This is a genomic window from Microbacterium sp. GbtcB4 (genome assembly GCF_019091465.1).
GTDB lineage: Bacteria > Actinomycetota > Actinomycetes > Actinomycetales > Microbacteriaceae > Microbacterium > Microbacterium paraoxydans.
In genome coordinates this window covers 1-239 of the sequence record NZ_JAGXJJ010000487.1, presented here as the reverse complement: position 1 = coordinate 239, position 239 = coordinate 1, and the positions used below count along the sequence as shown (strand labels likewise).

Annotated in this window: 1 pseudogene; it reads left to right on the top strand. The window is 70.3% G+C overall.

The window, feature by feature from the left end:
- Positions 1–239 (top strand): annotated as a pseudogene (locus KVS71_RS18565) (ABC transporter ATP-binding protein); the annotation flags it as partial.

Here is a 239-nt window from a genome sequence, read left to right as displayed (position 1 = left end):
TCAGGCACGGCCGAGCCCACCGAGGGGCGGATCCAGCGGGGGAAGACCGTGCAGGTCCGTACGCTCACGCAGCACCTCGACGAACTCCTGCCGCACTGGAACGACCCCGTGCGCGTGGTCATCTCGGGTCTGCGCACCTCGTACACGCACGGCGCCGGGTCGAAGGCGCAGGACCTCACGCCAGGACAGCCCCTGGAGCGACTCGGGTTCTCCTCCCCCCAGCTCTCGACGCCGGTGAA